The following is a 22,532-nucleotide window of genomic DNA, read 5'->3' on the forward strand; positions in this document are numbered from 1 at the left end:
CGCGCGGAAGACGCGTCTGGGTGTCGCAGAGCCCCTGCTGCGTGGCGCTGGTCTTCGAGCGCCGGGTGGGTTGGGTTGTTCGTCTCCGCGCGGAAGTCGCGTCTGGGTGTCGCAGAGCCCCTGCTGCGTCGCGCTGGTCTTCAAGCGCCGGGTGAGTTGGGTTCTTCGTCTCCGGACGGGAGAGGCGCCTGGGCGTCGCAGAGCCCCTGCTGGGCCGCGCTGGTCTTCGAGCGCCGGGCGGGTTGGGTTCTTCGTCTCCGCGCGGAAGACGCGTCTGGGCGCCGTCTGCCACCGGCTGCGCCGCGTTGGTCCTCGAGCGCCGGGTGGGTTGGGTTCTTCGCCCCCTGCACGGAAGACGCCCCTGGGCGCCGTAAATCACCGACTGTGCCGCGCTCGTCCCCGATCGCCGGGCGGGCTGAACAACCAGCCCGCGTACGCTCACGGGAGCACCGATCGACGCACCCCGGGGGACCCGTGACCGCCACCGCCTTGATGTCGGCGTTGACCGCCAAGGTCCGTCATACAGCGCACCTCACCCCCCGTACCTGCGCCTGCGCCTCCGAAGCCGTCCTCGCGGACCGGGACGACGCCACCGTCGTCCGGCACGGCGATACCGTCGCCAAGGCGCACGCCCCGGGCACGGACCCCGCCGAGCTGGCGGCCCGCCTGAAGGTCGCCGCCGCCCTCCACGGAAGCCTTCTCCCTCCGCTCGGCGAGACGGCCGTCCCGCTCCATGGCCGCCTCGTCACCTTCTGGGACGCCGGCACCCCCGTGGACCGCGACGACCCCGACGCCGCCCCCTGGGAAGCCGCCGCCGCCCTCCTCGCCCGGCTGCACGCCACGCCCCCGGCCGAACTCCCGCACCCGCTCCCGGACATGCGCGGCCCCGTGAAGGCCGCCCGTGCGATGACCCGGATGCGGGCCGCGGGACCGCACCCGGCGGCCGCCCCCGTCGAGCGAGCCTGGGCCACGCTCCCCGCCTGGGCCCGCGCCGAGGCCCCGGCGCCGCTCCCCAAGCTCCTGTGCCACGGCGACCTCCACCTGGGCCAGCTGGTCCGCACCCGAGAAGGGCGCTGGCTGCTCATCGACGTCGATGACCTCGGCCTCGGTGACCCGGCCTGGGACCTGGCCCGCCCCGCCGCCTGGTACGCCTGCGGCCTCCTCGCCCCCGACGAGTGGACCCGCTTCCTCAACGCCTACCGCACGGCACGCGGACCGGCGGTCCCGGCCGATGGCGCGGACCCCTGGCCCGCCCTCGACGCACCGGCCCGCGCCCTCACCGCGCAGACGGCCGCCCTTGCCGTGGCCAAGTCCGTCAGGGAGAACCGCCCCCTGGACGAGATCGAGCAGGCAGTGGTCGACGCCTGTGATCGAATGGCCGCCGTCCCGACGGAGTTGGCGCCCACCAGCACGAAGTAGGGTGCAACGCACCGAAGCCGGGCAGAGATCCGGCGAAGCAGTCACGACCGGCGAGGAGTTGAGCCGACCATGCAGTGTCCCAAGTGCCATGCACCGATGCACACGTACAACCGCAATGGCGTCCAGATCGAGCAGTGCAGCGGTTGCCGCGGGATATTCCTCGACTACGGCGAGCTCGAGTCCCTGAGCCGGCTGGAGAACCAGTGGGGCGGCCACCAGGCCCCGCCCCCGCCGCCGCCCGCCCCGCAGGCGTACCCGGCGGCTCCCGCCCCCCCAGTGGGGCGCTCCCCAGCACGGCGGCCACCACGGCGGTCACGGTGGGCACGGCGGACACTACGGCCACAACAAGCGGCACAAGAGCTTCGGGCACATGCTCTTCTCCTCCTGACCGGAGGAACGACGAAGCCCCCGGCCGTGGGAACGGCCGGGGGCTTCGTACGGATGGTGCGCGATACTGGGATTGAACCAGTGACCTCTTCCGTGTCAGGGAAGCGCTCTCCCGCTGAGCTAATCGCGCAGGTCAACCTGCGTGTGATGCGTACTGCGTGCGCGATACTGGGATTGAACCAGTGACCTCTTCCGTGTCAGGGAAGCGCTCTCCCGCTGAGCTAATCGCGCGGGTTCAGACCTCAGGAAGGCGAGCCTTCGAGAAGATCCAGTGGACGATACTGGGATTGAACCAGTGACCTCTTCCGTGTCAGGGAAGCGCTCTCCCGCTGAGCTAATCGTCCTTGGAGGTGGAGACGGGATTTGAACCCGTGTAGACGGCTTTGCAGGCCGTTGCCTCGCCTCTCGGCCACTCCACCAGGAGTGCGGGGGTTCGGGAAGATCCCCCGTTTCCTGCGAGCGGACGACCAGGTTCGAACTGGCGACCTCAACCTTGGCAAGGTTGCGCTCTACCAACTGAGCTACGTCCGCTTGTCTTTCCCGGCCCGCTTGCGCGTCCCGGCGACGTGTTGAACTCTAGCGGATTCCTGGGCCAGTACAAAAACGCGTTTGCGCAGCGTGCTGCGCTGTCACCGGCCCGGGGCGCGACCAGGACACCGGTCATAGACTCGCAGACGTGCACAGCGCCCCTCAGATGTCCTCCCGGCCGCCCTCCGGGGCGTCCCTGCCCATGGCGCGCTTCGGCGGCCTCCTCGCGACCGGCCTCAGGGACGTGACCAGCGATCCCTCGGCGCTGGACTCCCGCGGTTTCTGGGCCGTCTCCGCGACCTTCGAGGGCGAGCTGGTCTGTGCCCGCTTCGACGACGTACGGGCCGAGCCGGTGCCCGCGCCGGCGCCCGGGGCGTGGCGGGGCCCTGCCGCCGGTGACTGGACGTCGTCGCTCGACCGCGCCGCGTATGTGGACGGGGTGCGGCGCGTTCGGGAACACATTGCGGCCGGGGACGTATATCAGGCGAATCTCTGCCGCGTGCTGTCCGCGCCGGTCGCGAAGGACGCCGATGTGGACGCCCTGACCGCGCTCCTCGCGCGCGGGAACCCCGCTCCGTACGCCGGAACGATCCGCCTGCCCGAACACGGCGTCGAGATAGCGACGGCCTCGCCCGAGCTGTTCCTGCGCCGCGAGGGACGCGTCGTGGAATCGGGGCCGATCAAGGGCACGGGCCGGACCGAGGCCGATCTCCTCGACAAGGACTACGCCGAGAACGTCATGATCGTGGACCTCGTCCGCAACGACATCGGGCGGATATGCGCGACCGGCTCCGTGACCGTCCCCGACCTGTGCGTGGTCGAGAAGCATCCGGGTCTCGTCCATCTCGTCTCCACCGTCCGGGGCGAGCTCGTCCCCGGCGCCGGCTGGCCCGAACTCTTCGCCGCAGCTTTCCCGCCCGGTTCCGTCACCGGCGCCCCCAAGTCCAGCGCCCTGCGCATCATCGACGCCCTGGAGACCGCGCCCCGCGGCCCGTACTGCGGCGGCATCGGCTGGGTCGACGCCGACCGGGGCACCGGCGAACTGGCCGTTGGTATCCGCACCTTCTGGATCGACCGCGCGGAGGGCGTGCTGCGGTTCGGCACCGGCGCCGGGATCACCTGGGGCTCGGACCCCGAGGGGGAGTGGCGGGAGACCGAACTGAAGGCGGAACGGCTGCTGGCGGTAGCGTCGGGAGCGTACGAAGTGAGTGGAGGGACCCCTCAGTGAAGATCTGGCTCAATGGCGGCCTGCAAGACCTCGATACCGCCCGCGTCTCCGTGCTCGACCACGGGCTGACCGTCGGCGACGGCATCTTCGAGACGGTGAAGACGGCCGAGGGGCGGCCCTTCGCGCTGACCCGGCACCTGGAACGGCTCGCCCGCTCGGCGCGCGGCCTCGGTCTGCCCGAGCCGGACCTGGACGAGGTGCGCGCGGCCTGCGCGGCCGTCATCAACGCCAACCCGATGCCGCTGGGACGCCTGCGCATCACGTACACCGGGGGCCTCTCGCCGCTCGGCTCGGACCGTGGCGACCAGGGGCAGACGCTGGTCGTCGCCCTCGGGGAGGCGACCAGGCGCCCCGACACGACCGCCGTGATCACGGTCCCGTGGACCCGCAACGAACGTGGCGCCCTGACCGGCCTGAAGACCACCTCGTACGCGGAGAACGTCGTCGCCCTCGCGCGCGCCCACGAACGGGGCGCTTCGGAGGCGTTGTTCGCCAACACGGTGGGGCAGCTGTGCGAAGGCACAGGATCGAACGTCTTCGTCGTCCTCGACGGCGAGATCCACACGCCGCCGGTCGCCTCCGGGTGCCTGGCGGGCATCACGCGCGCGTTGGCCGTCGACTGGACGGGCGCGCGTGAGACCGATCTGCCGCTCGACGTCCTCGACCGCGCCGACGAGGTGTTCCTGACCTCGACGCTCCGCGACATCCAGGCCGTGCACCGGGTCGACGGGCGCGAACTGCCGGGCGCTCCGGGAGCGGTGACCGCCAAGGCGATGCGGATCTTCGACGAGCGGGCGGCGGACGACCTCGACCCGTGACCGGTCGGGCGAGACGCCGCAAGTGCACGCGATCCAGATGACGCATGAGCCGCAGGGCGGGTAGAACTCCACTGATGACCACGACCCTGCGGCCGACCGGGCCGCTTCAGCAGAGCGCTGACGGCGCGAAGTCACGCACGTACGAAGTGCGCGTGAACAGCCGTCCTGTGGGCGGGATAGAACTCGCCACGCATCCCGTGTTCGGGCCCGGTGTCGCCGAGATGCGGGATCTGAGCATCAAGGAGCCCGACCGCAGGCGCGGCCGTGCCACCGTCGCCGTGCTCGCCGCCGAGGAGGTGGCGCGCGGCTGGGGCTGCCAGCGGATCGAGGTGGCCGTGCCCGCCGAGGCCGCGGCGGCCCACCGCCTCGCCGTGTCCCTCGGCTACGTGGAGCGCAACCGCCAGATGGCCAAGCCCCTGACCGCCGAGCCGCCCGCGCTGCCGGCGGGCGTCGAGGGGCGGCCGATGACCGAGGGCGAGTACGAGGTCTGGCTGGCCCGCGAGAAGGAGGAGTACGCGCAGACCTGGATCGAGCGCGGCGTCCCCGAGGCGGAGGCGCGCGCCAAGTCCGAGGCCGACCACGCCGACCACCTGCCGCAGGGCCTCGCCACCCCCGGCACCCGGCTCAGTGTGCTCACTCACGAGGGCACGGCGGTCGGCACCCTCTGGCTCGCGCGGCGCGGCGGCGGTGCTTTCGTCTTCGACGTGGAGGTCGACGAGGAGTACCGCGGACGCGGCCACGGCAGGTCCCTGATGCTCCTCGCGGAGACACAGGCCCGCGAGGCGGGCCTGGGCCGCCTGGGCCTCAACGTCTTCGCGGGCAACGTCCCGGCCCTGCGCCTGTACGAGTCCCTTGGCTACGAACCGGTCATGTACTACGTCTACAAGCAGCTGCTCTAGGCGTCCTGTCCGGGGGCGGCGGCGAGCAGGCGGTCCGCGATCTCCTCGACGCGCTCGCGCAGGCCCTCCTGGCTCTTGCCGCCGTCGAGGCGCTCGCCCCCGATGACGTACGTCGGTGTCCCGGTGACGCCGATCGCCTTGCCCTCGGCCTGGTCGGCGTCGACGATCAGGATGTGCCGGCCGTCGACGAGCGCGGTGTCGAACTCCTCCGCGTCCAGGCCCAGTTCCCGCGCGGCCTCGACCAGGAAGGGTTCGCCCTTGCGGGTCAGCTCCTCGACCTTGCCCAGCACGGCCTCGACGTACGGCCAGCCCTGTCCCTGCTCGAAGGCCTCCTCGGCGGCCTGGGCGGCGGCGAAGGAGTGCTTGTGCTTCTCGAGGGGGAAGTGCCGAAGCCGCAGGTCGACACGGTCGCCGTAGCGGGCACGGAGCGCGCGTACGTCGTCGAGGGCGGTCCGGCAGTCCGGGCACTGCAGCTCGCACCAGATGTCGATGACGAGGGGGCCGGCGGGGGCCGCGGGGGCAGAGTCGCTCATGGGGCACAGTCTTCCAGCCCCGCGTCCGCCTCCCAACCGGGGCCGGGGGCGGCAGACCGGAACCTGCGGAGGAGACGTGACCCTGATATGTCCCTGAAGTCCGCTCGGGACGTGGCTTGTGGGGGTCCACCCGGTGCAGGATGGAAGGGAAGACAGTGCCGGACAGTGCCACCGTCTACGCCCGCACGCCTGGAGGATCCGGATGATTGCCGAGACCGTCTGTTCCGCCGTATCCGCGGCCGGCCTCGGCATTGCCGCGATCACGGCCTATCGCAAGCGTTTCCTCGCGGCGACGCGCCTTGCCGCCTACTCCCTGGTCCCGGTCGGCCTGGTGATGACCGGTGCCGTCGGATGGCTGGCCGACACCGCCTTCAGCATGAAGGCATGGGCGGGCTTCGGGGTCCTCGGCGTCGCCTGGCTGCTCTTCATGATCACTCGCGCCGTGGAGCGCCGCTCCGGAGGCACCCGCAAGGAGCGCAAGGCCGCGAAGGTGGCCCAGCGCGAGGCGGTGGCCCCCGCGGCGTCCGCACCCTCCCTGGGCCAGGGCACCCGCCCGGCCGCCCAGCCCGCGGCCCAGCCGAAGGCTGCCGCGCCCAAGGAGGACTTCAGCGACATCGAGGCCATCCTGAAGAAGCACGGCATCTGAGAGCGGCAGGCCTCTGGAAAGGCCCTGCGTGGTCAGCCGATGGCCATGAGACTCCCTCGTTCGTGTGGACGGCGGTGCCGCCCGGTCTGACGAGGTGCGCCGCTGGTGGGCCGTGCACGCAACACACGGGACGCCGGACTTTCGCAGGTCACGGAATGCGGCGAACTCCCGCGCTTTCCGGGCGTGTTGGTCAGCGGTACCCCCGCAACTGCGTCATCATCGCCGCGAGATGCTGGACACCGCACCGGGCGATGCCGCCCCGCCGACCGATGAGCGAGCCGCGACCGAAGAGCCCAAGGGCTGTCTGTTCGCGCTCTCCCAGCCACCCCTGATGATCTTCCTGGCGGTGATCGGCGTTCTGATCCTGATGGGTTCGCTGCACGATCTGCTGAGGCTCTAGCGGGGAGCGCCGCCTGCGCGTCGCGGCCGGGCTCAGCCCGCGGCTTCCTTGCGCCGGGCCCGGTAGGCGGCGACGTGCAGCCGGTTGCCGCAGGTGCGGCTGTCGCAGTAGCGGCGCGAGCGGTTGCGGGAGAGGTCGACGAAGGCGCGCCGGCAGTCCGGGGCCTCGCAGCGCCGCAGCCGCTCCTGCTCGCCGGCGACCACGAAGAACGCGAGCGCCATCCCGCAGTCCGCGGCGAGGTGGTCGGCGATGGAGGCGCCGGGCGCGAAGTAGTGCACGTGCCAGTCGTAGCCGTCGTGGTCGGTGAGCCGGGGCGTCGTGCCCGCCGCCGCGATCAGTTCGTTGATCACCGCCGCCGCGGCCTGCGGCTCGGGTGCCGCGAAGACTTCGTGGAAGCGGCCGCGGATGTGCCGGACGCCGGCCAGGTCACGCTCCGAGAGCACTCCGACGTCACTTATGTCGTGGCTTCGTACGAACTCGCCCAGGGCTGCCACGTCCGGGAGCCCTTCCGTCTCGGTGCCCGCCGCGCTCGCTGCGTTCTCGTCGTCCGGCGCGGTGTTCACCAGATCGACCACGGCGTCGAGTGCGCACCGGGTGTCGTGGGTGATCAGCACGATTTGCTCCCTGGCCTGGGGGTAGTGCGGTCTCCCCGGCTCATGGAGAGCGTGGGGAGAGTGCCCGCCGATGCTGGCCGATGCTAGCGGCTTCCCGACACGACGCACCGGCGCCGTCCCCGCGGGAATCCGCGGCGACGGCGCCGGTACGTCTGCGCTGTGCGGTTCTCATGCCCGAGCCGTCGCCCCGAGTCGGACGGCGCCGGGCGCTCTCGCGCGGCCTGGAGCTAACTTTCGGCCAGGATGTGCGAGAGCTCCGTATCCAGATCGAAGTGGCGGTGTTCCGTGCCGGGCGGCACGGCCGCGTCCGTTCGCTTCAGGAACGATTCCAGGGCCCGCGCCGGGGCCTCGAGCAGAGCCTCACCCTCGGGGGAGCTCAGGGCGATGCAGACGACGCCCTGACCGTGGCTCCGGGACGGCCAGACTCGGACGTCGCCGGTACCGGTGGGCCGGTGCAGGCCCTCGGCGAGGAGGTCGCGGGCGAACACCCACTCGACGGTTTCCTCGGCTCCGGTGTGGAAGGTGGCGTGCACGGCATAGGGATCGGCCGTGTCATACCGCAGTCCTGCGGGTACAGGCAGTGAGGACTCGCTCGACACAACGAGGCGCAGGTGCAGCTCGCAGCTGACCGTGGTGTTCATAAGCGCCAGGGCCTTTCGCTCAGTGTGCGCTCGGGGATTCGCACGTCGGCGAAATCGACATGCCACCTACGGTGCCGTTGTAAACCCCTCTGAGGGTTTTGGGTGTCTTTAGGTAGCTCGTACGGCGGGTTGTTCGTTCGATGGGTACAGCCATTCCAGTGACGGGTTTCCGTCGGGTAGGGTTTGGCCGTATGAATACGGGGAGTAACGAGCCGGGGGTTGCTGAAACAATCACCGGTACGAAGGACGAACAGCCGCTCGGATCGCGCGCGCCGGAGTTCATCCAGGCCCGCAAGGCGCTGCACCTCAGCTGGCAGGTGGGCGTGTTCATCGTCGGCCTCGCGGTGGTTGCCGCGGGCATCGTCATGCTGCCGCTGCCCGGACCGGGGTGGCTGGTGATCTTCGGCGGCATGGCGATCTGGGCGACCGAGTTCGTCTGGGCTCAGCTGGTCCTTCGCTGGACGAAGCGGAAGGTCACCGAGGCGGCGCAGCGTGCGCTCGACCCCAAGGTGCGCCGCAGGAACATCATCCTGACGACGGTCGGTCTGGTGATCATCGCCGTGCTCGTCGCGGTCTACGTCTGGAAGTTCGGCCTCGAGATGCCATGGAAGATCAAGGAGTGACCTCCGGGTGACTCCGCGGCGGTCGGAGGCACCCGCTGACATGCGGTAATGTTCTCCGTGCGCCCGGGGCGATTAGCTCAGTGGGAGAGCGCTTCGTTCACACCGAAGAGGTCACTGGTTCGAACCCAGTATCGCCCACCCCGGAACTGCGGCCCGGAGGCTTTAAGCCTCCGGGCCGCAGTCGTATTCGCTCCATTTTCCGTGCGGCGGAAGGAATTTGGTACTCCGTCGGCTGCCGTTCGGAAAAGCGGAGTCAGTGCATTCTGCCGAGAACGTCACGGACCCGGCGTGCGTCGCGCAGTCGCTGTTCGTACGTCGCGCCGATCGCGAGGAGCAGGAGTCCGGCGAGCGCCGGCGGCAGCCAGCGCGGCAGGGCGTCCACCACTTGGACGATGTAGGGCGCCAGTTCGTGCAGCGCGTCCAGGGCGAGGGCCGTGCCGCCGAGCACCAGGGGCGCCTGTAGCCGGTGCCGGGCGCCCGCCAGCGTGATCAGCAGGGCCGCGGTGCCCAGGAGCAGCGGGCGCTGCCAGTGCGCGTCGCTCCAGGCGGCGACGAGGCTGGGCAGGAGGGTCGCCGCGAGGCCTGGGCCGTAGGCCGTCCAGGAGGACGTCTCGGGGGCACGGCGGCGCCGCAGGGCGCCGATCAGGAGCGCGGGGACGGTGACCGGCAGGGTGTACGCCTCGGGGGTCTCGACGTCCCAGGCGGCCAGGCGTACCCAGGTCGCCAGGAGGAACAGCACCCCGGCCGCGTACCCGACGCGGCGGCGGTCCGTGCGCAGTGCCGTGCCCGCGGCGATGACGCCGCCGAGCGCGAGAGCCAGGGCGAGGGTCGTGGCGTGCCCCGCGGTGAGGATGATCGCGAGCCCGCCCGCGACCGCTCCGGCGATCTCGACCGGCGGTGTCAGCGGATGACGGCCGAGCCGGGCCGCGGCGAGGGCCCCGATCGCCGGAACGGCGAGCATGAGCAGCCCGATGTGGTCCACCCGCAGGTCCCGCGCGGCGCCCGCGGCGAAGGCGAGCGCCGTGGCGTACGCGATGGAGGCGCAGACAGTGGCGGGCGCCACGCCCAGAACGGCTTCCCGGCGGCGTACGGCGAGCACGGTCGTTGCGAGGAACAGCGCCGTCAGGACGCCGAGTGTGCCGAGCGTCGCCCCGGTATCGGCCAGCGCCAGGAACGCGACGCTCACCGATGAGGCCACCCCCAGGCCCAGCGAGGTGACGGCCACGGCCTTCGAGCCGACGCGCGAGGTGACGGCGACGACGAGCAGGGCGCCGGTCAGCGCGACGTATGCCGACACCTCTGCCGCGTACGGGAGTTGGAGGGCGGACGGAAGGATGAGAAGGGCGGCCCAGGCGAGGGCCAGGGCGGCGGAGAGGGGGGTGGTCGTGGCGCGGGTGAGTGGTGGTTCCCCCGGGAGCCCCAGGGCCGGGAGCTGAAGCCGGGCCGCCGCGAACAGGACCGTGGCGACCGCCGCGAGTACGAGCGCGGCCATGACCGGGTGCTGCACGGGCAGTTCGGGCACGGCGTATGCGTCACCCGTGTCCTGCGGCACACCCGACCATGCCTTCCCGGCCCAGCTCAACGGTCCCAGCAGAGCGGTGACGAAGGCCGGCAGCGTCCACAGCACCGCGAGCGCGTGCACCAGGAGTGCCGCGCCCGCGATTCCGCGCAGGAGCGGACGCGGCAGGGCGGTGCGTACGAGCGCCAACAGGGCGACGGCACACGCCAGATAGCCGGGAACCGTCCAGGCGGAGGGCAGCGCCTCGCGCAGCACGCCACCGGCGGCGGCCACCACGAGCAGGCCGCCCGCGAACGCCGCGCCCGCCGCCTGCGGAGGCTCCGTGATCAGCCACGCCGCCACCAGCGCGATCGACGCGGCAAGGATCAGAAGCGCACCCGCCCGCGCCGCGTCCGGCAGGTCCGTGGCCGACCAGGACAGATACCCGGCGGCCGTCGCACCCCACAGGCCCGTGGTGCAGGCGACGACGGTCGCGACGACGCGGACGCCCGGGTCGCTCACCCGCAGCGCGACGGCGACGTCGAGCGCCGCCGTCACCAGGAGCGCCGCCGCCGTCGCGTGGTCACCCGCGTCCGCGGCACGCGCCCAGAGGAACAGGGGGAGCTGAGCGGTCGCGACGGCCAGCGGCAAGGGCAGCCGCAGCGCGCGGAACGAAACTCCGTACGCCGTCCACAGCGCGGCCAGCACGGCGGACGCGGCGGCCGTGTAGCCGAGGGCGTCGGTCTGTGGCAGGGCGACGGCATGGAGGGCGTACGCGTCGAGGACGGTCAGGGCGAGGCCGAGCGCGGCCACCGTCTCCGCCGTCGAACGCAGCTTCCGGCGCAGCAGCAGCGCGGGCACGCCGAGCGCCGTCAGCGTCATGGCCGCGAGGACGGCGCTGCGCCCGCCGATGCCCAGGTGCCCCCAGCTCACCAGCGTGAAGGCGATCGCCGCGATGGTCAGGAGGATGCCGCCCAGCGTGAGCAGCGCGTTCTGCACGTTCGGCGGTGTGGCCTCGGGGGCACGCACCGGCCGCGGAGGAGCGGGCGCGGGTGCGGCCGCCGCCTGGAGGACGCCGATCAGCCAGGCGCGGCGTTGCAGCAACTGCGTCCTGCGCGCGTCGAGTCGGCGCAGCTCCAGGTCGAGGACGCGGAGCTCCTCGGCCGGGGGCGGGATGTTCGTCATGTCCGTGGAGTGTGGTCCAGGACACTGCGGCGGGCATCGGTGCGGATACTCAGTACGTACTCAGATCCGCACGTACTCAGATCGGCACGTGCTCGGATCGGCTCCTTACCGGCAGACTTCGGACCATGGACTGGAGCCACTTCCGTTTCCGCAGCGTCTGGAACGTGCCCGCGCCACCCGCCGACGTGTACGCCGCCCTCGAACGCGCCGAGGACTACCCGGCGTGGTGGCCCCAGGTGCGGGACGTGACGCCCGTCGACGAACGCAGCGGCACGGCGCGCTTCCGCTCCCTGCTGCCGTACGACCTGTTCGTCACCGGCGAGGAACGGCGCCGCGACCCGGCGGCCGGGGTCCTGGAGATCGCGATGACCGGGGATCTGGAAGGCTGGGCGCGCTGGACCGTCACGGCGGCGCCGGGCGGAACGCGGGCGTTCTACGAGCAGGAAGTGGTGGTGCGCAAACCGCTGATGCGGCGCTTCGCCGTCCCCGGGAGACCCGTCTTCCTCCTCAATCACGCGCTGATGATGCGCGCGGGCGAGCGAGGTCTGAAGGCGCACCTCAGAGGGGACTTCAGAGAGGAGTGAGGGGTCTCGCGGAAGCGGTTTGAAGGAAACCCGCGAAGACCTGTATTGTTCAGTCCGTTCCCGGGCGATTAGCTCAGTGGGAGAGCGCTTCGTTCACACCGAAGAGGTCACTGGTTCGAACCCAGTATCGCCCACCCGGAGAATGCCGGTCCGTCACAGACGGACCGGTTTTTTCATGCCCTCGGGCCAGTTCCGGCCCGCAAATGTCAGGCTGCCGCGGGCATTTCGGGTCGCAGTGGCCACGCGGGATCCACCGCTTCCGGCGTACCGCTGCGCGCGAACCATGCTTGCAGCCCGCGTGCCTGCGCCGCATGCCACACCGCCTGCAACGCGTGCAGCTCGGCCGGTGAGAGCCGTTCGAGCCGGGACGCGAACCGCTGCCCCACGGCACGTACGACATCCAGCGCAGCCTGCGCGTCGGCCGCCGCGTCGTGCGCCTCGTCCAGCTCCACCGCGTAGTGCGCGCACAGATCCGTCAGCGTGCGGCGGCCCTTGCGGTACCGGTCGAGTTGCTTGTCCAGGACCCGCGGATCCAGGACGCACAGCGGTGAGCCCGCCATGTAGTGGCTGAGCGACGACGCGCGGTGCCTGCGCAACTCCCGGTCCAGGATCGTCAGGTCGAAGGGCGCGTTCATGACGACGATGGGGCGGCCCGCCGCGCCCTGTTCCGCCAGTTCCCTGGCTATCTCCTCCATCACCGGCGCGGGCCACCGGCCGTTGTGCTGCAGATGTTCCTCCGTCAGGCCGTGCACCGCGGTGGCGCTCTCGGGCACCGGAACGCCCGGGTTCACCAGCCAGCGAGTGATGCGCGGGCGGGTTCCCGCGCCTTGCTGGACGACGACGGCGGCCGACACAATGCGGTCGGTCTCGACGTCGACGCCCGTGGTCTCGGTGTCGAAAGCGGCCAAGGGCCCCTCGTACCAGCACGTCATAGTGACGCAACTCCTCGATCATGTCCGGCAGATGGCTTTCCTCCCCTGCCCACCCCGGTGATACCCGGGCCGTTTGCGCTGTACGCGGCCCGGAGACAACAGAGGTACAGGGCTTGGAAGTTGACCGGCCCGAAGCGGGGATTCACTGGTTCGGAAGGCACGTTGGACATGGCGCTCGCGCAGCCCGAACAGGGTGGGCTGCTGCCCGAGCGGATCGCACCGCCGCGCGGCACACTCGCCACCACCGCCTGTATGGAGACCCTTCAGGTGGGCTATCTGCACGCCGTCGCCGCCGCGGCGGGGTGCTCGCTCTCACAGCCCTTTCCGGACAACGGCATCGACTGGCACGTCAGCCACAGCGCCCCCGGGCACACGGTCGACGACGAAGTCACCATCAAGGTGCAGCTCAAGTGCACATACCAGATACCGCCGAACCCTCCGGGCTCCGCCTTCTCCTTCACGCTCGACAACCCGCACCTGGAGAAGCTCGCCCGCACGCCGGTCTCGGTACACAAGATCCTGGTCGTGATGCTCGTGCCCCGGTCGCAGGACGACTGGCTGCGCGCGAGCCATGACCGGCTCGACCTGCGGCACTGCTGCTACTGGACCAACCTCGCCGGACACCAGGTGACCGGCCGGCGCAGGACCACCGTGCGCGTCCCGACCTCGCGGATCTTCGACGACAGGGCCCTCTGCGAGATCATGACGCGGGTCGGGACGGGAGGGAGACCCTGATGCACCGCCCGATCGAAGAGCCGCTACGCCCCGTTCGCCCGCACCCCGTGGAACCCACGGGCAGTTGGGGCGACCCGCTGGCCCCGCTGGGTCCCCCCGAGCCCTCGCAGGTCGATCCCGCCGTGCTCGGCGCGCTGCTCGCCCGGCACGGCTGGCGCCGGCGCGGGGGAGCGGCGGGGCGCTACGCCCGCTGGACCCCGCCCGGGCCCGGCGGCTCCGGCACGAGTCTGCTCGTGCCGGAGAACAGGGCCTTCCCCGACTGCGAGGACCTGCTCGGCGAGGCGCTCACCGCCCTGGCGCGCAGCGCGTCGCCTTCCGCGCGCGACGTGCTCGTCGGGCTCACCGTGCCCAGCGACGAGATCCGCTGGTGGCGCGATGTCCCGGCAGGCCCCGCGGGCGCCGCGACCTGGACGGCGGAGGAACAACTGCGGGCGGCGGCACGGCAGATGCTGCTCGCGGGTGCCCTCGCGGCGCGCGGCCGTGCCGGGTACTACGGGGCACGGCACCGCGGGCCCGCCGCCGCGTCCCTGGAGAGCGTCCTGGTCGCGCCCGCTCCGGGCGGGCGGCAGCTCACCGCGTTCGTGCCCGTCCTGACCGGGCGGCTCCTCGCGGTACGGCTGCACCAGGCGCTGTACGCGGTCCGCGAAGCCGTCGACTACCAGCGGGCCACCGGCGGCATGGACGCCTTCGACGGCGCCGTCGAGGCGGGCGTCAGCCACGAGCTGACGGAGGCCGTCGTGGCCCTGGTGCGGGGCACGGAAGGGGCACGGGTCGCCGTGGAGTGGGCGCCGGCCGCCGGGGTGCCCGAGGGGTGCGCCGTCGACGCCGAGCCCGTCGAGTTCTCGCCGGGTGACCTGACGGTGCTCAGGGAGGCGAGCGCCCGCTATCTGCGGGACGAGCCTGCGATGCCGGTGCGGATCACGGGGGCCGTGGTGCGGATGCGGCGGTCGGGGCCGCGGGGTGACGGCACCGTGCGGGTCCGGGTCCTCGCGGGCGCCGACGTCCCCCACGTACGCATGACGCTCGACGAGGAGTCGTACCGCATCGCGGGCCATGCCCATCTGGTGGGGCTGCCGATCCGGGTGCACGGGCGGCTGGAGAGCCGGGGCGGGTTCCGGCGGCTCACCGGGGCCTCCGGGGTGGTGCCGGTGCAGGTGGACGAGGGCGAGAAGGACCGCCTGATGAAGTCGCTCCAGGAGAATCTCGACTTCTTCGAGGAGGCGTGCAGCGGCGACTAGGGGTGTCTGGGGCGGGCGCGGCTGAGGCCCCGGGGATAACCGTTTCGCGATGGGCGCCCCGGGCTCGGTACGATTCGTATCGCGTGCAGGAGCAGATCTGCCGCGACCCCCTTCAGGTAGGAGAAGACCGGTGTCAGACGTCCGTGTGATCATCCAACGCGATTCCGAGCGGGAAGAGCGCGTGGTGACGACGGGCACTACGGCCGCCGAACTCTTCGCCGGAGAGCGCACCATCGTCGCCGCCCGTGTGGCCGGCGAGCTGAAGGACCTCGCGTACGCGGTACAGGACGGCGAGGAGGTCGAGCCGGTCGAGATCTCCTCCGAGGACGGCCTGAACATCCTGCGCCACTCCACCGCGCACGTCATGGCGCAGGCCGTGCAGGAGCTCTTCCCCGAGGCCAAGCTGGGCATCGGCCCGCCGGTCCAGAACGGCTTCTACTACGACTTCGATGTCGAGAAGCCCTTCACGCCCGAGGACCTCAAGGCCATCGAGAAGAAGATGCAGGAGATCCAGAAGCGCGGCCAGCGCTTCTCGCGCCGCGTCGTCACCGACGAGGCCGCCCGCGAGGAGCTCGCCGACGAGCCGTACAAGCTGGAGCTCATCGGCATCAAGGGCTCCGCGTCCAGCGACGACGGCGCGGACGTCGAGGTGGGCGGCGGCGAGCTGACCATCTACGACAACCTCGACCCGAAGACCGGCGACCTGTGCTGGAAGGACCTCTGCCGCGGTCCCCACCTGCCCACCACCCGGAACATCCCGGCGTTCAAGCTGATGCGCAACGCCGCGGCGTACTGGCGCGGCAGCGAGAAGAACCCGATGCTCCAGCGCATCTACGGCACCGCCTGGCCCACCAAGGACGAGCTCAAGGCGCACCTGGAGTTCCTCGCCGAGGCCGAGAAGCGCGACCACCGCAAGCTCGGCAGCGAGCTCGACCTCTTCTCCATCCCGGAGCAGATCGGCTCGGGCCTCGCGGTCTTCCACCCCAAGGGCGGCGTCATCCGCCGGGTCATGGAGGACTACTCGCGGCGTCGCCACGAGGAGGAGGGGTACGAGTTCGTCTACACCCCGCACGCCACGAAGGGGAAGCTCTTCGAGACCTCGGGCCACCTGGACTGGTACGCCGACGGCATGTACCCGCCCATGCAGCTCGACGAGGGCGTGGACTACTACCTCAAGCCCATGAACTGCCCGATGCACAACCTGATCTTCGATGCGCGCGGGCGTTCCTACCGTGAACTGCCGCTGCGTCTCTTCGAGTTCGGCACGGTGTACCGCTACGAGAAGTCGGGCGTCGTGCACGGTCTGACCCGTGCCCGCGGCTTCACCCAGGACGACGCGCACATCTACTGCACCAAGGAGCAGATGGCGGACGAGCTCGACAAGACGCTCACCTTCGTCCTGAACCTGCTGCGCGACTACGGCCTGACCGACTTCTACCTGGAGCTCTCCACCAAGGACCCGGAGAAGTTCGTCGGCTCGGACGAGATCTGGGAAGAGGCCACCGCGACGCTGCAGCAGGTGGCCGAGAAGCAGGGCCTGCCGCTGGTCCCGGACCCGGGCGGCGCCGCCTTCTACGGCCCGAAGATCTCCGTGCAGTGCAAGGACGCCATCGGCCGCACCTGGCAGATGTCGACCGTGCAGCTCGACTTCAATCTGCCGGAGCGCTTCAACCTGGAGTACACCTCGCCGGACGGCACCAAGCAGCGGCCGGTGATGATCCACCGCGCGCTGTTCGGCTCCATCGAGCGGTTCTTCGCGGTGCTCCTCGAGCACTACGCGGGCGCGATGCCGCCGTGGCTCGCCCCCGTGCAGGCCGTGGGCATCCCCGTCGGTGACGCGCACATCCCGTACCTCCAGGAGTTCGCGGCCGAGGCCAAGAAGAAGGGCCTGCGGGTCGAGGTGGACGCCTCGTCGGACCGCATGCAGAAGAAGATCAGGACGCAGCAGAAGCTGAAGGTCCCCTTCATGATCATCGTCGGTGACGACGACATGAACGCGGGCACGATCTCCTTCCGCTACCGCGACGGCTCGCAGGAGAACGGCATCCCGCGCGACCAGGCGCTGGCCAAGCTCCTCGACGTGGTGGAGAGCCGCGTACAGGTGTGACGTGAGTGAGGAGGCCCCCGGGACGTTCAGCGTCCCGGGGGCCTCTCGTCGTCCTCCCGCGCGAACACCTGAACCAGCCACGACGAGAACGACCCCGTCACCGCGCCCAGCAGCGCGAGGCCGCAGAGCATCAGGCCCACCGCGATCACGCGCCCGAGCGGCGTCACGGGCGTCACGTCGCCGTAGCCCACGGTCGCGAGCGTGGCCGACGTCCACCACACCGCGTCCCCGAAGGTACGGATCGTCGCTCCCGGAGCCGTGTGCTCGCGCTGGTAGACGGCCAGCGCGCCGGTGAAGCCGATGAGCAGCGCCGAGAGACCGGCGTACGTGACCACGCGCGCGTGCAGCGCGAGACGCGGCCTGCCGTGCCTGCGCTGGACGGCTTCGTAGACGTGCACGACGCGCAGCGGCCGCAGCAGGGGCAGGACGAGTACCAGGGTGTCCAGCCAGTGGGCGCGTACGAAGCGCGGGCCCTGCCGGCTCAGCCGCCACCGCACCGCGTAGTCCACGGCGAACGCGGCCCAGGCGGCGATGAGGACCGCGAGGCAGAGGCCGCGCCATACTCCGGGCAGTCGTGAGGCAAGGACCAGTACCGCGTACGCGGTCAGGTAGAGCAGCGAGGCCACGGCGAGGGGGGCCTCCGTGCGGTTCTCCCAGCGTGCCTGGCGGCTGTCATCGGTCATCGGGCCAGCTTCGCGGTGCCGCATGCGGCGGGCGCCCCGGCGACACGCTTCGATCGGGCTAAGTCATATGCTGCACAGCATGACGAGTGAGCCGGAGCAGCAGATCGGAGTGGGGACGCAGGACGCGTTCCAGCGCCTGTGGACGCCCCACCGGATGGCGTACATCCAGGGCGAGAACAAGCCGAGCGGTCCGGGCGCCGACGACGGCTGTCCCTTCTGCTCCATCCCGGCCAAATCGGACGAGGACGGGCTGGTCGTCGCGCGCGGCGAGCAGGTGTACGCGGTGCTCAACCTCTACCCGTACAACGGCGGCCACCTCATGGTCGTGCCCTACCGTCACGTCGCGGACTACACGGAGCTGACCGCCCCGGAGACGGCCGAGCTCGGTGAGCTCACCAAGCAGGCCATGACGGCGCTGCGCACCGCGTCAGGCGCGCACGGCTTCAACATCGGCATGAACCAGGGCACCGTGGCGGGCGCCGGTATCGCCGCGCATCTGCACCAGCACATCGTGCCGCGCTGGGGCGGGGACACGAACTTCATGCCGGTCGTCGGCCACACGAAGATCCTTCCGCAGCTGCTCGCGGACACCCGCAAGATGCTGGCCGACGCCTGGCCCGCCGCGCTCTGACGCGCCTCACGCTCACGCGTCGTACACGTCCGCCTTCCTCGGCATCGGGTCCTGGACCGCGCCGCTGAGGAAGCCGGAGCGCGTACCGAACTTCTCCGTGTCGACGCCGTTCTCCTGGAGGACCTTGATGGCCGCCGAGTGCACCACGCGGAGCACCGGGGTGGCCGCGCGCAGCGCGTCGTCGGCCATGAAGCGGTGCCGCCACGGCTTGTCCGCCCAGGCGTGCCGCAGTCCGAAGGGCTCGGGCAGGACCAGCTTGCCGCCGAGGTAGTCCAGGATCGGCGGATACCAGGTGAAGGGGGCGCGCAGCGCGAGGCGTACGACCTCGTCGGCGTCGACCAGGGGCAGCTTGCGCTCCGTGGTCTCCCAGAACTTGATGGGCTTGGCGACCTTCTTGACCTTGGGGTCGGGCTTGCTGGTGAACAGCGAGTGGACCGGGCCGAGGGCGTGTCCTGTGACCTCGATGCGCAGGGTCTCGTGCAGGACGGTCACCGTGATCAGCATCGTGATGACCAACTGGCCGTCCCAGAGCGTGAACTGGCAGCCGAGGTAGTGCCGGTCGCCGCCGCCGAACTGCTGCTCGTTGCAGATTCGCTGTATCTCGTGGCCCCGGACCTGGAAGGCCTCGACCTCGGTGCCGCCGGGGCGGGAGACCGCCTTCGCGTTCTCGCCGATGGGGGAGACGATCCAGTGCTTTATCGACGGGGTCGGGAAGCCGCCGGTGTGCAGTGGCCCGCGCTCGAGCAGGCGCAGCTGGTCGTGCACGGACCGTATGACGTCCCAGCTGCGGAACGGGTGGATCTCCGTGCCTTCCTTGCTGGAGACCAGCTCCTCGGCGAGCTGCCAGCTGCCCCAGCGGGTGCCCATGCCCAGTATTCCCTTGGGGCCCGCGTAGAAGACCGAGTTGCTCTGCTGCTCGGCCGACAGGCGGGCCAGGCCCTGGCGGAGCTGCTCGGCGGCCGTCTCGCCCGGGCTGCCTGGCACCGCTTCGGGGATCTTGGCGCCGATGCCGCCGCCCGAGAGCAGGCTCGCCCAGCGGTCGCGCAGGTCTCTCGCGGTGCGCTCGGCGATCAGCTTGGCCCAGAACCAGCCCGCCACGGGGACGACGATCGCCGCGCGGATGTACCACCCGAGGAGGCCGCCGATCGGCAGCTTGATGAGGAAGATCACGGCGAGGACGCCTACGGCGACCAGGACGGCCGTCGCGATCGCGCTCGCCCGCTTGTTGTCCCGCTTGACGACCGCCTGCTTGGCCGTGAAGAGCAGCAGCCAGACGAGCAGTCCGGGCAGGAAGAGCAGTCCGCACAGCACCATCACGACGGTGAGCCAGCGGTCGCGCTCCTTGCGGATGTTGTTCGCCGCGAGGCAGTGCTCGACGATCGACTGCGGCTCCATGCCGAAGGACTGGATGAGCGGTTTACGGGCGCCGCCGAGCATCCGCACCTGCACGGCCCGTGCGAACGCCTCGCCCAGATTCGGGGCGAAGAGCGACCAAAGGCCTTCCTTGACCTCGGACTTGTGCCATTCGTTGTTGGCGTCGAGGATCTTCGTCGCTTTGTCGTCGCGGTACGCGGCCGACGCGAGGGCGTGGGTCGCCGCCGTCTGTCCTGCGGCCCCGGACAGCGGGACCTGGGCCCCGGGCCTGAAGTCGAATACGTCGTCCGCCACTGCCGCCCCCATCGCCGCAATACCTTCGCTGCTGCGGCCTTCCCGACTTCCGTGCCTGGCACACCTGTTGATCAGGTCATCAGCGTATCGGTGTGCACTGACATCCGGCAGGGCGCATCGGGTGCGCCCTGCCGGAGATCCTCAACTAGGTGACGTCCTGGGCCTGTTCACGGATCCTCTCGGAGAGCTGGGGCGGCATGGGTTCGTGGCGTGCGTAGGTGCGGCTGAAGCGCGCGGTGCCCTGCGAGAGGGACCGCAGGTCCACGGCGTAGCGCCCGATCTCGATCTCGGGCACCTCGGCCCTCACGAGCGTGCGCCCGCCGGGCGCCTGCTCGGTGCCGACCACCCGGCCGCGGCGCCCCGAGAAGTCGCTCATCACCGAGCCCACATGGTCGTCGCCGACCAGGACCCGCACCTCGGCCACCGGCTCCAGGAGATGGATCCTGGCGTCGGCCGCCGCCTCGCGCAGCGCGAGCGCGCCCGCCGTCTGGAACGCGGCGTCGGAGGAGTCCACCGAGTGCGCCTTGCCGTCGAGCAGCGTGATGCGTACGTCGATCAGGGGGTAGCCGGCGGCCACACCCTTCGCGGCCTGCGCGCGCACGCCCTTCTCGACGGACGGGATGAACTGCCGGGGCACGGCGCCGCCCACGACCTTGTCGACGAACTCGATGCCGCTGCCGCCCGGCAGCGGCTCGACCTCGATCTCGCAGATCGCGTACTGGCCGTGGCCGCCGGACTGCTTCACATGGCGGCCCCGTCCCGCCGACTTGCCCGCGAACGTCTCCCGGAGGGAGACCTTGTGGGCCACGACGTCGACCTGCACGCCGTACCGGCTGCGCAGCCGCTCCAGGGCGACATCGGCATGGGCCTCGCCCAGGCACCACAGCACCACCTGGTGGGTGTCCTGGTTCTGCTCCAGGCGCATCGTCGGGTCCTCGGCGACCAGACGGGAAAGACCCTGGGAGAGCTTGTCCTCGTCCGCCTTGCTGTGCGCCTGGATGGCGAGCGGCAGGAGCGGGTCGGGCATGTCCCAGGGCTCCATCAGGAGCGGGTCGTCCTTGGCCGAGAGGGTGTCGCCCGTCTCGGCGCGGTTCAGTTTGGCGACGCAGGCCAGGTCGCCCGCGATGCAGCTGGTGAGCGTGCGCTGGTGCTTGCCGAAGGGGGAGGAGAGCGCGCCGACGCGCTCGTCGACGTCGTGGTCCTCGTGGCCGCGGTCGGCCAGGCCGTGTCCGGAGACGTGCACGGTCTCGTCGGGCCGCAGGGTGCCGGAGAAGACGCGTACGAGCGAGACGCGGCCCACGTAGGGATCGGACGCGGTCTTCACGACCTCGGCGACCAGCGGTCCCTCGGGGTCGCAGGTGAGCGGGGGCCGCGCCTTGCCGCCGGGTGTGGTGACGGCGGGCGCCGGGTGCTCCAGGGGGGTGGGGAAACCGCCGGTGATCAGCTCAAGGAGCTCCACCGTGCCGATGCCCTGGCGGGCGCCCTCGGCGGCGGGGGCCGCCGCGAGCACGGGGTGGAAGATGCCGCGTGCCACGGCCCGTTCCAGATCCTCCACCAGGGTCTTGAAGTCGAGGTCCTCGCCGCTGAGATAGCGGTCCATGAGGGACTCGTCCTCGCTCTCGGCGATGATCCCCTCGATCAGTTTGTTGCGCGCGTCCTCGATGAGCGGGAGCTGGTCCTCGCCCGGTTCGGACTCCTTCCGTTCGCCGGACGCGTAGTCGAAGATCCGCTGCGAGAGCAGCCCGATCAGGCCGGTCACCGGTGCGTGCCCGTCCGGCCCCTCGGCGCCGTGCAGGGGCAGGTACAGCGGAAGCACCGCGTCGGGGTCGTCGGCGCCGAACGCATCGGCGCAGGTGCGGGTCATCGCGGTGAAGTCCGCGCGGGCCGATTCCAGGTGCGTGACCACGATGGCTCGCGGCATGCCGACCGCCGCGCACTCCTCCCACACCATGCGGGTCGAGCCGGTGATGCCTTCGATGCCCTCGGCCGCCGAAACGACGAAAAGGGCCGCGTCAGCCGCGCGCAGACCGGCCCTCAGCTCCCCGACGAAATCGGCGTACCCGGGGGTGTCCAGAAGATTGATCTTGAAGCCGCCCCATTCGACGGGGACCAGGGACAGCTGTACCGAGCGCTGTTGCCGATGCTCGATGTCGTCGTAGTCGGAGACGGCGGTGCCGTCCTCCACACGGCCCGCCCTGTTCACCGCCCCCGCGGTCAGCGCGAGGGCCTCCACCAGAGTCGTCTTGCCCGATCCGCTGTGGCCGACCAGCACCACATTCCGTACGGAGGCGGGGTGGTCGGCCGCTGTAGCCCTGCCGGCGGCTCCGGGGTGTGCGTTCGCCTTGTCGCCCATGCCTTGGCCTCCCGGTCACGTGCACGGTGAGGAGGCACAGCCCCCTCGGGGATGCTGGCTGCTCGCGGACACGCGGGGGCCGCGTGCGGGTCGGCTCCGGCGACGCCCGCGGTGCTTCCGAGCTTTCCACTCGGGTCACTGTGCGTCCATACGTCGTACGCGATCGTGAGGGGGCGAGCCGG

The 22,532-nt window shown here is 71.0% G+C and carries 20 protein-coding genes, 7 tRNA genes and 1 pseudogene; 15 read left to right on the forward strand and 13 right to left on the reverse strand.

Annotated elements, in window-relative coordinates; translation table 11 throughout:
* The first annotated feature begins 474 nt into the window (after window positions 1–474).
* Both ACWGI2_RS36915 and ACWGI2_RS36920 read left to right on the forward strand, forming a co-directional pair.
* Window positions 475–1,419: a phosphotransferase gene (locus ACWGI2_RS36915; RefSeq protein ID WP_453700221.1), complete on the forward strand. Its 945-nt coding sequence runs from the start codon at window positions 475–477 to the stop codon at window positions 1,417–1,419.
* Window positions 1,420–1,488: 69 nt separating this feature from the next.
* Window positions 1,489–1,807 (forward strand): annotated as a pseudogene (locus ACWGI2_RS36920) (TFIIB-type zinc ribbon-containing protein).
* Window positions 1,808–1,861: 54 nt separating this feature from the next.
* Here the strand turns inward: ACWGI2_RS36920 and ACWGI2_RS36925 are convergent.
* From ACWGI2_RS36925 to ACWGI2_RS36945, 5 genes are all read right to left on the reverse strand, one after another.
* Window positions 1,862–1,936 (reverse strand) — tRNA-Val (locus tag ACWGI2_RS36925).
* Between the two features lie 29 nt (window positions 1,937–1,965).
* Window positions 1,966–2,037, reverse strand: a tRNA-Val gene (locus ACWGI2_RS36930).
* 41 nt (window positions 2,038–2,078) lie between these two features.
* Window positions 2,079–2,150, reverse strand: a tRNA-Val gene (locus ACWGI2_RS36935).
* Between the two features lies 1 nt (window position 2,151).
* Window positions 2,152–2,225 (reverse strand) — tRNA-Cys (locus ACWGI2_RS36940).
* Between the two features lie 39 nt (window positions 2,226–2,264).
* Window positions 2,265–2,337 (reverse strand) — tRNA-Gly (locus tag ACWGI2_RS36945).
* Between the two features lie 163 nt (window positions 2,338–2,500).
* Between ACWGI2_RS36945 and ACWGI2_RS36950 the strand changes: the two genes are divergently transcribed.
* The 3 genes from ACWGI2_RS36950 to ACWGI2_RS36960 all read left to right on the forward strand — a co-directional run bounded on the left by ACWGI2_RS36950 (window position 2,501) and on the right by ACWGI2_RS36960 (window position 5,279).
* Window positions 2,501–3,562 carry a chorismate-binding protein gene (locus ACWGI2_RS36950; RefSeq protein WP_453700389.1) on the forward strand — a complete coding sequence of 354 codons (1,062 nt, stop codon included), beginning with the start codon at window positions 2,501–2,503 and terminating at the stop codon, window positions 3,560–3,562.
* Window positions 3,559–4,380 (forward strand): aminotransferase class IV, encoded by an 822-nt coding sequence (locus tag ACWGI2_RS36955; protein ID WP_453700222.1) that lies wholly within the window; start codon window positions 3,559–3,561, stop codon window positions 4,378–4,380. Before ACWGI2_RS36950 ends, ACWGI2_RS36955 begins: the two co-directional genes overlap by 4 nt.
* A gap of 74 nt (window positions 4,381–4,454) precedes the next feature.
* Complete coding sequence (locus tag ACWGI2_RS36960; protein ID WP_453700224.1) at window positions 4,455–5,279, forward strand: GNAT family N-acetyltransferase; 825 nt, start codon at window positions 4,455–4,457, stop codon at window positions 5,277–5,279.
* Here the strand turns inward: ACWGI2_RS36960 and ACWGI2_RS36965 are convergent.
* Window positions 5,276–5,812: a DsbA family protein gene (locus tag ACWGI2_RS36965; RefSeq protein WP_453399493.1), complete on the reverse strand. Its 537-nt coding sequence runs from the start codon at window positions 5,810–5,812 to the stop codon at window positions 5,276–5,278. The two genes, ACWGI2_RS36960 and ACWGI2_RS36965, sit on opposite strands and share 4 nt — an antisense overlap.
* Window positions 5,813–6,014: 202 nt before the next feature.
* Here ACWGI2_RS36965 and ACWGI2_RS36970 point away from each other — a divergent pair, with 202 nt between their 5' ends.
* Window positions 6,015–6,458: a hypothetical protein gene (locus tag ACWGI2_RS36970; RefSeq protein ID WP_453700226.1), complete on the forward strand. Its 444-nt coding sequence runs from the start codon at window positions 6,015–6,017 to the stop codon at window positions 6,456–6,458.
* 229 nt (window positions 6,459–6,687) lie between these two features.
* Complete coding sequence (locus ACWGI2_RS36975) at window positions 6,688–6,858, forward strand: hypothetical protein (protein ID WP_453399494.1); 171 nt, start codon at window positions 6,688–6,690, stop codon at window positions 6,856–6,858.
* A gap of 32 nt (window positions 6,859–6,890) precedes the next feature.
* Here ACWGI2_RS36975 and ACWGI2_RS36980 read toward each other — a convergent pair whose 3' ends face one another.
* Together ACWGI2_RS36980 and ACWGI2_RS36985 are read right to left on the reverse strand one after the other, a co-directional pair.
* The gene (locus ACWGI2_RS36980; RefSeq protein ID WP_453399495.1) at window positions 6,891–7,472 is read right to left on the reverse strand and encodes a CGNR zinc finger domain-containing protein; all 582 of its coding nucleotides are present in this window, start codon (window positions 7,470–7,472) and stop codon (window positions 6,891–6,893) included.
* Between the two features lie 227 nt (window positions 7,473–7,699).
* Window positions 7,700–8,113 (reverse strand): SsgA family sporulation/cell division regulator, encoded by a 414-nt coding sequence (locus tag ACWGI2_RS36985; protein WP_003959770.1) that lies wholly within the window; start codon window positions 8,111–8,113, stop codon window positions 7,700–7,702.
* 191 nt (window positions 8,114–8,304) lie between these two features.
* Between ACWGI2_RS36985 and ACWGI2_RS36990 the strand changes: the two genes are divergently transcribed.
* Together ACWGI2_RS36990 and ACWGI2_RS36995 are read left to right on the forward strand one after the other, a co-directional pair.
* Window positions 8,305–8,736 carry a TIGR02611 family protein gene (locus ACWGI2_RS36990; protein ID WP_160503814.1) on the forward strand — a complete coding sequence of 144 codons (432 nt, stop codon included), beginning with the start codon at window positions 8,305–8,307 and terminating at the stop codon, window positions 8,734–8,736.
* A 66-nt stretch (window positions 8,737–8,802) separates the two neighbouring features.
* Window positions 8,803–8,874, forward strand: a tRNA-Val gene (locus ACWGI2_RS36995).
* A gap of 115 nt (window positions 8,875–8,989) precedes the next feature.
* On the opposite strand, the gene ACWGI2_RS37000 is transcribed toward ACWGI2_RS36995, so the two are convergent.
* Entirely contained in the window at window positions 8,990–11,419 is a 2,430-nt protein-coding gene (locus tag ACWGI2_RS37000; RefSeq protein ID WP_453700227.1) for an SCO7613 C-terminal domain-containing membrane protein, read from the reverse strand.
* 125 nt (window positions 11,420–11,544) lie between these two features.
* Between ACWGI2_RS37000 and ACWGI2_RS37005 the strand changes: the two genes are divergently transcribed.
* Both ACWGI2_RS37005 and ACWGI2_RS37010 read left to right on the forward strand, forming a co-directional pair.
* Window positions 11,545–12,003 (forward strand): SRPBCC family protein, encoded by a 459-nt coding sequence (locus ACWGI2_RS37005; RefSeq protein ID WP_453700228.1) that lies wholly within the window; start codon window positions 11,545–11,547, stop codon window positions 12,001–12,003.
* A 62-nt stretch (window positions 12,004–12,065) separates the two neighbouring features.
* Window positions 12,066–12,137: transfer RNA gene (locus ACWGI2_RS37010), tRNA-Val, on the forward strand.
* 72 nt (window positions 12,138–12,209) lie between these two features.
* Here ACWGI2_RS37010 and ACWGI2_RS37015 read toward each other — a convergent pair.
* On the reverse strand, window positions 12,210–12,935 hold the full coding sequence (locus ACWGI2_RS37015) for a 3'-5' exonuclease (RefSeq protein ID WP_344527811.1): 726 nt from the start codon (window positions 12,933–12,935) through the stop codon (window positions 12,210–12,212).
* Between the two features lie 168 nt (window positions 12,936–13,103).
* Between ACWGI2_RS37015 and ACWGI2_RS37020 the strand changes: the two genes are divergently transcribed.
* The 3 genes from ACWGI2_RS37020 to thrS all read left to right on the forward strand — a co-directional run bounded on the left by ACWGI2_RS37020 (window position 13,104) and on the right by thrS (window position 17,015).
* Window positions 13,104–13,670 carry a DUF4365 domain-containing protein gene (locus tag ACWGI2_RS37020; RefSeq protein WP_453399498.1) on the forward strand — a complete coding sequence of 189 codons (567 nt, stop codon included), beginning with the start codon at window positions 13,104–13,106 and terminating at the stop codon, window positions 13,668–13,670.
* Window positions 13,667–14,908 (forward strand): hypothetical protein, encoded by a 1,242-nt coding sequence (locus tag ACWGI2_RS37025; protein WP_453399649.1) that lies wholly within the window; start codon window positions 13,667–13,669, stop codon window positions 14,906–14,908. Before ACWGI2_RS37020 ends, ACWGI2_RS37025 begins: the two co-directional genes overlap by 4 nt.
* A gap of 130 nt (window positions 14,909–15,038) precedes the next feature.
* Window positions 15,039–17,015 carry a threonine--tRNA ligase gene (thrS, locus tag ACWGI2_RS37030; RefSeq protein ID WP_453700229.1) on the forward strand — a complete coding sequence of 659 codons (1,977 nt, stop codon included), beginning with the start codon at window positions 15,039–15,041 and terminating at the stop codon, window positions 17,013–17,015.
* 26 nt (window positions 17,016–17,041) lie between these two features.
* Here thrS and ACWGI2_RS37035 read toward each other — a convergent pair whose 3' ends face one another.
* A complete protein-coding gene (locus ACWGI2_RS37035) occupies window positions 17,042–17,698 on the reverse strand; it encodes a potassium channel family protein (RefSeq protein ID WP_453399500.1) in 657 nt (218 codons plus the stop codon).
* Window positions 17,699–17,765: 67 nt separating this feature from the next.
* Between ACWGI2_RS37035 and ACWGI2_RS37040 the strand changes: the two genes are divergently transcribed.
* Window positions 17,766–18,329, forward strand: a complete 564-nt coding sequence (locus ACWGI2_RS37040; protein ID WP_453399501.1) for an HIT family protein — start codon at window positions 17,766–17,768, stop codon at window positions 18,327–18,329.
* Window positions 18,330–18,341: 12 nt separating this feature from the next.
* On the opposite strand, the gene ACWGI2_RS37045 is transcribed toward ACWGI2_RS37040, so the two are convergent.
* On the reverse strand, window positions 18,342–20,009 hold the full coding sequence (locus ACWGI2_RS37045) for a hypothetical protein (protein ID WP_453700231.1): 1,668 nt from the start codon (window positions 20,007–20,009) through the stop codon (window positions 18,342–18,344).
* Window positions 20,010–20,142: 133 nt separating this feature from the next.
* Window positions 20,143–22,350, reverse strand: a complete 2,208-nt coding sequence (locus ACWGI2_RS37050; RefSeq protein ID WP_453700233.1) for an elongation factor G-like protein EF-G2 — start codon at window positions 22,348–22,350, stop codon at window positions 20,143–20,145.
* Between the last annotated feature and the right edge of the window lie 182 nt (window positions 22,351–22,532).

The organism is Streptomyces sp. NPDC054866, from assembly GCF_053610745.1.